This is a genomic window from Ruegeria sp. SCP11, from assembly GCF_040329455.1.
GTDB lineage: Bacteria > Pseudomonadota > Alphaproteobacteria > Rhodobacterales > Rhodobacteraceae > Ruegeria > Ruegeria atlantica_E.
On record NZ_JBDZYG010000034.1, the window covers coordinates 1 to 7,948 of the forward strand.

Consider the following 7,948-nt stretch of genomic DNA (forward strand, 5'->3'; position numbering starts at 1 on the left):
TTAATTCACGGCGGCGTTGATTGGAGTTGTTATGAGGGATGGGGTGATTTGTGAGATGGTGCGTCCCCATCGTGTTACGGGGTTTTCTGCGATGAAGATGATGTCGTTGTTTCTGAGTTGGAATTGGGCTGCGAGTGTGAGGTGTGCGGCGTTTCTGGTATCGAGGTGCCATGCGGTGACGGCGCCGAACTCGCGGGGGTCTTGGGCGGCGCGCAGGACGTAGACTTCGGAGGCGTCGCCGGTTTCCTTGGCCACACCGCCGCCGGTGTCGTAGAGCGCGTCGGCGAGGGTTGCGGAGTGGTTGAAGGGCAGGGGGTAGCGGCCTTGGGTGCGGACTTCTCCGGACAGGTAGACGTAGTCGCGGTCGACGGCGTCCAGTTCGATGGACTGGACGAAGTTGCTGCGGCGTTCGTTCAGGTCGTCGCGGCGCAGGTCGACGGCGGTTGAGAGTTCCTGCAGGGCGGTCCGGCGACCTTCGAGCACGGTGTCGCGCAGCTGGATTTGCTGGGCGAAGTAGCGCTCGGCGCGGTCGAGGTCGTAATCGGTGTCGACGAAGACCGAGTCATTGGCGATGAGGTTGAGGTTCTGCAGATCGGTGCGGGCATAGAGGTCTTCGAGCGGGATCTGATAGACCTGTCCGTTGCGGTAGAGGCGCACCGAGGAGTTGTCGATATCGCTGACCGAGACGGAGCCTGCGGCCGAGAGCGCCTCGCCCAGGGTCAGCTGGGTCAGGGTGATGGGCTGGACGCCGGGCTGGCCGACGGCGCCGCCGACCGAGACGCGGCGGGAGTTGAACTCGGCGATTTCCAGGCTGAAGGTAGGATCGATCTGGTTTTCCACCAGGCGCTGGAACAGCAGGGCCTCGGCCTCATCGATGGTCAGGTCGACCAGGCGGACGCGGCCGACATCGGGGATGTTGATGGATCCGTCATCCTGCACGGTATAGCCGTTGCGGCTGTTCTGCGCGGCCAGCAGGCCCGACAGTTCCCCGGCAGTGCCTTGTGTCGAAGGGGTGGACAGCACCAGCACGTCGCCGATGCCGATGGTGTAGGGGCCGGGGTTGACCTGTGGCGGCGGGTCCAGTTGCAGGCCTGCGCGCGATCCGTCCTGGGTCGAGGGCGCCTCGGGCAGAGGGCCGATGCCGCGCTGGCTGGTGGAGGAGCCGGATCCGGCCGACAGCGCGAAGACCGAAGGCAGGGTTTTTGGCGCATAGGGCGACCGGTTGGCGACCAGCACGGTCTCGGGGGTCACCGGCACGACGCGGACCTTGCCGGCATCCGACACGCCTGCGGTGACCGAGGGGCTGCGGTAGATGGTCGAGCATCCGGCGATCAGGCCGCCCAGGGCCAGGGCGCTGAGGAGAAGGGGAATATGGCGCATGATGCGTTCTCTGCTGTTCAAACTCTTAACTCTCATCGGGCACCATCTTGATGACCATGTTGCCCAGGAAATCGCCGGTCCATTGCGAGGACTGGACGATGCGGCCGGTGCTGTCCTGCACCCAGTAAATGTTGCTGAAAGTCTCGGCCACCCCATAGCAGTCTTCCTGCTGCTTTTGTGTGACAACGGGCGTGCCCTGCAGCACCACCGCCTCGGATCCCAGCGCGGTGATGAGGCATTTATAGGCGTGCAGCTCGATCTCGTCATTGCCGTTGAGAAAGCTGTGGAAGCGATCGGCCCGGCCGGTGCCGCCGGTCAGGATCAGCGCGGCGCTCTGGCTGACATCCGATCCGACCAGCCCGCCACCAAAACCGATGGCCGAGGTCAGCATGCCGCGCTCCAGGGTGATGGTGGCGCCATCCGCGGTCAGCCAGGTCTGGACCCCGGCGCGCTCGGTCTCCAGCAGCATGACCCCGGCCAGATCGCGGCTGGGGAAGCCGACCTCGAGCCGGGGTGGGAGCGGGTGGCGGGCGGCCAGCGCCTCGGCACGCGGGTGGAAGCGCGGCGCGTTGGGAAACAGCGTGCCCTTGAGCAGGTCGACATCTTCCTGCGCCTCACCGCAGGAGATCAGCAGCAGGGCCAGCAGGGTGGGGCGCAGGGCTTTCATCGCCAGAACCTCCCCCAACCGCGGGACAGGTTCTGCGCCCGGGCTTCGCGGGTGACGCTGTATAGCCGGTTGCGCACGTGCAACCGCGCGCCGCCATCGCGCAGGACGGGGCGGATGGTCTGTGTGATCTTGTTGCGCGACGGGCGTCCGGTCAGCCATGAGACGGGGATTTCCAGCCGGATGCCCTTGTCGAACGAGCCTTCACCGAATTCCTCGGAACTGACATTGGTCAGGGTAAAGAAGGCGCCGACCTTGAAACCGTTGGTAAACTCGCGATCCAGCGAGAAGGTGGCGCCGTAGTCGCCGGCCAGATAGCGCCCGACATCAACCTGCGCGTGATACTCGCCGGGCAGGTCGTAATAGGCCGAAGCGTGCCCGGTGGCGACGGAGTAATCCTGAAAGCCGAACAGCACATCGAAATCGCGTTGGGCGACATAGTTGGCCTCGACGCCGAGGGCCAGGCGGCTGTCGGCGGGATACCACAGCAGCTCGGTCGAGAGCCCGCCGAACATGGTCTCGAGATAGCCCAGCGTGGTGCGGGCATAGAGGTTCTCGCCCGGTCGCCACATGTACTCGGCGGTCAAATGTTCGATCCGCAGGTTGGATTCGCGGGCATAGATGGGCCAGTCCGAGCGCACGCGCGGCAGAGTGGAATCCGATTGCCGTGTGCTGTCATCCAGCGTGCTGAGGATCGGCAGCCGCAGGCCGGTGGACAGGGTAAAGCCGGGCGACAGGGTGTAATCCAGCCCCAGCGCGGCCCCCAGTTCGTATCGCAGCGGGTCGTCGGGGTCGAAGAACGAGAAGTTCAGATAGGGCCCGAAGCGGTAGGAAAAATGCGGATAGGCATCGGTGAGGATGCCGCCTTCGATCAGCGGGATGGTGTCCGAGACCTCGGCCCGGGCAAAGCTGCGCCAGGCATTGTCGGGATCGTGTTCCAGCTCATAGAGGTCGTCACGGTTGACGCGCACCGCGCTGAGCGGCACGCCGCGCGACATCAGCGCGATGTCGAAATGTTCGGTCTGGGACGGTTGTTCATTGGCCAGCACGCGGGCGGTGCGCCCCAGCGCCTGGGCGGCCTGGCCATAGCGGTTGTTCTCGACCCCGACCCGGACGGTATCGCCGCTTTCCGACAGGTAGACCAGCCGCAATCCTTCCTGGTCCAGCGCGGCCTGCATCCGGTCCCGAATGTCGCCCGGCGCGCGCTTTGCGGCAGAGGCGGTCTGGGATCGGGGCTGCAGGGGCGGCGGCGCGGCGCCCTGGCCACCCGGCGTCACCGCTTTGCGCGGGTCGATGAAGTAGCTGTAGGTCAGCCCCAGTGTGGTGCCATAGAGGTAGGATGTGGTCAGTTGCGATCCGTTCTTGAACCGGTACTGGACGCCCACATTGATGGGCGAGCGGACATCAAAGCCGATATTGTCGCGCTCGGCGGTGTAGAGATCGGGGGAATACTCGGCCAGGAAGGTCAGGTGGTCGTTATATTGCCAGCTGGCACCACCGAACAGGGCGGCATCGCCCTGGAACCAGTTGCCGAAATCCAGTTGACCGGTCTCGGAAACACCGCCCGCGTTTGCGTCCTCGCGATCGTCAAACCGGCTGCTGAGCACGCCCAAAGGGTTCGAGAAGGCGCCGCGTCCGGCCATGCGTCCCCAGCCGATGCCGCCGGTCAGTTTGAACCGGTCGTGAAAGGTCTTTGTGGCCACGAAATACTCCGCGGCATAGACGCCGGTGCCGCCGAAATCGCGCAGTCCCATCACGATGGCCGGGCCGTGTTTGCTTTCTTCGCGCAGCCGGAAATGGAGGTCGAAGCTGCGGTCATATCGGTCGTTGTTGGCGCCGTCGAACCCCTTGATATAGGCGTAGCGGAAACTGCCATGCACCCAGGGCAGCATCTGGAAGGTCATGGTGCCCCGCGCGGTGTCCCGGAACCCTGCTGCGGTGAAGACCAGCGTGCCGTCCTCGAACATCTCGGCGGTTGGGATCTCGAGCAGGCCGGGCGTGCCATAGGTCGACACGGATTGCGCCTGTGCCATGCTTGTCGCCCCCGCGCACACCAGGGCCAGCAGGCCGTTGCGCCGTAATGTTGCTGCTCGAATCTTCACGTCAATCTATCACTTTTTGATTGGCGCCTGATTAGCGGCTTTTGGGGGGGGCGTCTTGTGTCAATTTACCGCCGAGGGGTTTCCTGATCTTTTGTGACGCAAGTGCAATTTACGTAGGCGATCGCGCGGGTTTTTAGGCGCTGGACAGCCGTCTCTTTGGCTGGGGCGGGATCAAAGATGAGGCCGGGTTGTTCTGCAGGTGCTTTGTGGTAGATTTTTTGACAAGTTGCTGAAAGAACCGGGCTTTCCAGGCACATATTCGGAAATATATGCAGATGCGGCATTCTCAGGTCCGGATGGATGTGATAGCCTCCGGCAAGACTTGTTTTAGGAGATTCACGATGATCAGAACGACCCTTCTGATTCTGACCCTTTCAACCACCAGCGTATTGGCGCAGGACGTTACCGGAACTGCGGCCGCGGCTCAGGCCGGCGGTGGCGCGGGTGGTGCAGCGGCGGGTGCTGGCGGCGCGGCAGGCGCAGGCGGTGCAGCGGCTGCCGGCGGGGCTGCCGCAGCGGCGGGTGTGACCGGTTTTGTGCCGCTTGTTGCCCCCGCGCTTGGTGCGCTCGCGGCCGCGACGGCGGTGGCCGTTGCTGGCGGTGGGGGTGGCAGCGATGCCTCGAACAGCACCACAGGCACGGTTGGCACCAACTGAGCCTCAGGCTTGCTTCAACTCAAAAAGAAACAGCGCGCCGGTCTGGCGCGCTGTTTTTTATCTGTCCCGGCGCTTGCGTTTAGTCGCTGTAATATTTGTTTGCATAGTTGCCGTAGGAATAGCCGTAATGTTTGGCGCTGCGGGCGTTGATCTGGCCCAGTACAAGGCCCGTCAGGCGTTGATTGTCGGTGTGGAATTGGCGCATCGCCTCGGTGACATCCTGTTCGGGCGTGTCGTTCCATTTGATGGTCAACAGCACCGCATCCGCATTGCGCGCTATCAGGCGCGCGTCAGACACCAGCAGGGTCGGCGGCGTGTCGATCAGGATGACATCGTAAACCTTGCGCATGTCGTCCAGGAACTGCCGGAACCGGTCCGAGGCAAACAGATCCGCCGCGTTGACCGAGGTCCGCTCGCCGGCCAGAATGTCACAGCCCAGCAGCGGATCCTGGAAGATGGCGTCCTGCGCGGTCGCATCTCCGGCCAGAACGGACACGATGCCCTTCTTCGGCACGCCTTTCAGCTGCGCCGTCATGGTCAGGCGCCGGATATCGCCTTCGACCAGCAGCACCCGTTTGCCGATCCCGACAAAGTTCTGCGCCAGCGCCAGCGCGTTCGTGGTTTTGCCTTCACCCGGCAGCGAAGACGTTATCACGACAACTTGCGGTGGGCGGTCCACATTGGACAGCATCAGCGATGTGCGCAGGTTGCGCACCGCCTCGGCGGTGGCCGAGGAGGGCTTGTCGGCGAGATATTCCAGAACCTTGCGGCGCCCGCGGGCCGGGAAGACCGGGATCTGGCCCAGAACGCTGTAGCCGGTCTTGCGTTCCAGTTCCCGCGCGGATCGATAGCCTTTGCTCCGCGCCTCGATCAACAACACGATGGCCGCGCCCAGCATGACACCCAGAATGGCCGAAAGCGCCAGGATCAGGGATTTTTGCGGTTCGGATGGATCGCTGGGGATCACTGCGCGCGACAGTTGTCGGCTGTCGGCTTTCTGGATGCCTTCCTGCGCCGATGTCTCTTTCAGCCGGGCCAGGAAATACTCGTACAGCAGCCGCACCGCTTCGGCTTCGCGCGCCAGTTGCTGCAGGGTGATCAGATCCGCGCTCTGCTGTGCGATTTGCTGGCCCAGTTCGTCGGCCGATTGCGTCAGGGCCTGAACCTGCTGTGTCGCCCGCCGGGCCTCAAGCGCGGTGCGCGCCATCAGGCGCTGAAAGGCGGTGTCGAAGGCGGCTTCACCGGTGCCGGAGTCGTCGATCCCGTCGAACAAGCGTTGCAACTGCGGGTCCTGGCTGACCTCGGTCTGTGCCGCGCGGCCGTCGGCCGCGCCCAGGGCGTCGAACCGGACCTGTGCCGCCGCACGGGTCGCCTCGGCCGACACGCGGCGTTCGCGCAGATCCTTCAGCTGAACCTCCTGCGCTTGCAGGGCCTCGGGTGAGATCAGGGCCGTTGTGGAGTTGAACTCGTTGACCTTCGCCTCGGCGGTTTCCAGCTCGATCTGCAACTCGGCAACCCGGTCGGTCAGCCACGCAGTCGCCTGTTCGGTGGCGTCGAACTTCACTTCGATCTGGTTCAGCACATACAGCTCGACAATGGTGTCCGCGATCAGGGCCGACTTTTGCGCCGCTTCCGTCTCGACCGTCACATTGAACACCAGGCTCTGCGGGATGTTGCGCACCGAGACCTTCTTCAGCAGGGCAGAGATCACATCGTCCCGGAGCAGCTGTTTGGCCAGCGCCTCGGGCACCGGCTCGGGGCTCCCGGTGTCAAACAGCGATTTGACAAACTGCTTCGCCCCTTCGAGTGCCGAGACCGGCAGAAGGGCTGCGTTGAACTCCGGATCGGATATCAGATCCAGCCGGTCCACAACCTTGCCCATCAGACCGCGGGACTTCAGCACCTCAAGCTCGGAATTGACCTCGGCCGTATCGCCCGCCAGGCCGCCCACCACGCTTTGCAGATCCACTACGCTGGCCTGCTCGGTCTCAAGCATGACCACGGCGGTGGATCGGTAGAGCGGCACGGCGGCGACAAAGGCGTAATACGCTCCGAACAAAATCGCCACGGCGGTGGTCAGGGCCATGATCCACTTGCCGCGCCACAAGGTGCCCAGCAAGGCGCCCAGATCGATCATGTCGTCCTCGGGACCGTCCGAGGCTGCGGGTCGCCCTGCCTTGAGATGCGTGTCGTGTATCGGAGTTTGCTTCATATCAAGCTAAAAATCCCAAATGCCGGACACACGCAGAACGCGTGTGCTGACGCTCTGTACAGGCCCCAAAGGCAAGAATAAAGGGCCGCGCGCCCCTTTACCGCCCCGTCCGCAGAAGCACCGCCGAGGCCGTCAGGGAAATGATCTTCAGGTCCGTCACAAAGCTGCACCGATCCAGATAATCAACGTCCATCGCGACCCGTTCGCCATAGCTGATATCGTTGCGACCCGAGACCTGCCACAACCCGGTGATCCCCGGTTTTTGCGCCAGATAGGCCGAAGCCGAGCTGCCGTATTTGACCAGTTCGATGGCCACCACAGGGCGCGGGCCGACAAAGCTCATCTCGCCTTTGAGCACATTCCAGATCTGCGGCAGCTCATCCAGGCTGGTCTTGCGCAGAATGTGGCCCAGCCGGTTGATCCGTGGATCATGCGTCAGTTTGTGATCGCGCTCCCATTCCGCCGCAGCCTCCGGGTTGGCGTCCAGATAGCTCTGCAACCGGGCCTCGGCATCGACGACCATGCTGCGAATCTTCCAGCATTTGAAGGGCTTGGCATCCTGGCCCACGCGCGTGTGCCCAAAAAACCCCGGACCCCCATCCCGGCGCACAAGACACCACAGTACCAAAATCACCGGCGCAACAACCGGCAACAGCAGCACCGCAAACACGATGTCAAAAACACGCTTGCCCAGCCCGGAATAAAATCTCCACGGCTTCGAGCGCGCAACCGGCCGCGCCGCAGACCTGTCCTGAGAAGACGTAGAAGAAGAAAAATCCAACATCAAAAAATCCAGAAATCTCAGAGCAACCGCTCATAGCTCAATCAAGCACTCAAACAACCAACCCGATAAACCCACATCCAAAAAAGTTTAAGACGGAAATCAACCTGCCCCCAAAAAAATCCCCAACACGATCATTTGTTGCGCAACTGC

The 7,948-nt window shown here is 63.1% G+C and carries 6 protein-coding genes; 1 reads left to right on the forward strand and 5 read right to left on the reverse strand.

Features of this window, described 5'->3' with window-relative positions:
- The 3 genes from ABLN94_RS24305 to ABLN94_RS24315 are packed head-to-tail and all read right to left on the reverse strand — an operon-like array spanning window position 1 to window position 4,077.
- A complete protein-coding gene (locus tag ABLN94_RS24305; RefSeq protein WP_352997261.1) occupies window positions 1-1,380 on the reverse strand; it encodes a polysaccharide biosynthesis/export family protein in 1,380 nt (459 codons plus the stop codon).
- Window positions 1,381-1,405: 25 nt separating this feature from the next.
- On the reverse strand, window positions 1,406-2,047 hold the full coding sequence (locus ABLN94_RS24310) for a YjbF family lipoprotein (RefSeq protein WP_352997263.1): 642 nt from the start codon (window positions 2,045-2,047) through the stop codon (window positions 1,406-1,408).
- Complete coding sequence (locus ABLN94_RS24315) at window positions 2,044-4,077, reverse strand: YjbH domain-containing protein (protein ID WP_352997265.1); 2,034 nt, start codon at window positions 4,075-4,077, stop codon at window positions 2,044-2,046. Before ABLN94_RS24315 ends, ABLN94_RS24310 begins: the two co-directional genes overlap by 4 nt.
- A gap of 410 nt (window positions 4,078-4,487) precedes the next feature.
- Here ABLN94_RS24315 and ABLN94_RS24320 point away from each other — a divergent pair, with 410 nt between their 5' ends.
- Window positions 4,488-4,802, forward strand: a complete 315-nt coding sequence (locus tag ABLN94_RS24320) for a hypothetical protein (RefSeq protein ID WP_217357976.1) — start codon at window positions 4,488-4,490, stop codon at window positions 4,800-4,802.
- Window positions 4,803-4,881: 79 nt separating this feature from the next.
- Here the strand turns inward: ABLN94_RS24320 and ABLN94_RS24325 are convergent, their stop codons facing one another.
- Together ABLN94_RS24325 and ABLN94_RS24330 are read right to left on the reverse strand one after the other, a co-directional pair.
- On the reverse strand, window positions 4,882-7,014 hold the full coding sequence (locus tag ABLN94_RS24325) for a GumC family protein (RefSeq protein ID WP_352997266.1): 2,133 nt from the start codon (window positions 7,012-7,014) through the stop codon (window positions 4,882-4,884).
- A 97-nt stretch (window positions 7,015-7,111) separates the two neighbouring features.
- Window positions 7,112-7,798 (reverse strand): sugar transferase, encoded by a 687-nt coding sequence (locus ABLN94_RS24330; RefSeq protein ID WP_170498787.1) that lies wholly within the window; start codon window positions 7,796-7,798, stop codon window positions 7,112-7,114.
- Window positions 7,799-7,948 lie beyond the last annotated feature (150 nt).

Bases quoted from the DNA above. Each gene is read 5' to 3' on its own strand.
- ABLN94_RS24305 (WP_352997261.1), bottom strand. From the start codon at position 1,380: ATGCGCCATATTCCCCTTCTCCTCAGCGCCCTGGCCCTGGGCGGCCTG.
- ABLN94_RS24310 (WP_352997263.1), bottom strand. From the start codon at position 2,047: ATGAAAGCCCTGCGCCCCACCCTGCTGGCCCTGCTGCTGATCTCCTGC.
- ABLN94_RS24315 (WP_352997265.1), bottom strand. From the start codon at position 4,077: ATGGCACAGGCGCAATCCGTGTCGACCTATGGCACGCCCGGCCTGCTC.
- ABLN94_RS24320 (WP_217357976.1), top strand. From the start codon at position 4,488: ATGATCAGAACGACCCTTCTGATTCTGACCCTTTCAACCACCAGCGTA.
- ABLN94_RS24325 (WP_352997266.1), bottom strand. From the start codon at position 7,014: ATGAAGCAAACTCCGATACACGACACGCATCTCAAGGCAGGGCGACCC.
- ABLN94_RS24330 (WP_170498787.1), bottom strand. From the start codon at position 7,798: ATGTTGGATTTTTCTTCTTCTACGTCTTCTCAGGACAGGTCTGCGGCG.